This window comes from Paenibacillus taichungensis (assembly GCF_013359905.1).
Classification (GTDB): domain Bacteria; phylum Bacillota; class Bacilli; order Paenibacillales; family Paenibacillaceae; genus Paenibacillus; species Paenibacillus taichungensis.
Window position 1 is genome coordinate 1 of sequence record NZ_JABMCC010000065.1, and the last position, 293, is coordinate 293.

At 50.2% G+C, this 293-nt stretch carries 2 rRNA genes; both read right to left on the reverse strand.

The window, feature by feature from the left end:
- Positions 1 to 82, reverse strand: a 5S ribosomal RNA gene (gene rrf / locus HP548_RS00535); the annotation flags it as partial.
- Between the two features lie 81 nt (positions 83 to 163).
- A 23S ribosomal RNA gene (locus HP548_RS00540) occupies positions 164 to 293 on the reverse strand; the annotation flags it as partial.

The following is a 293-nucleotide window of genomic DNA, read 5'->3' on the forward strand; positions in this document are numbered from 1 at the left end:
TCCAAGTACCATCGGCGCTAGAGGGCTTAACGGTCGTGTTCGGGATGGGTACGTGTGGAACCCCTCCGCCATCGCCACCAAACGCATAGCTTAGCTTACATCTCAGAGTTTGTTCTCTGAAAACTAGATCCGAAACGAAATGTGCGATTTATAACTTGCATATTTGGATAAGCCCTCGACCGATTAGTACTGGTCAGCTCCATGCATTGCTGCACTTCCACCCCCAGCCTATCTACCTCGTCGTCTTCAAGGGGTCTTACATACTGGGAAATCTCATCTTGAGGGGGGCTTCA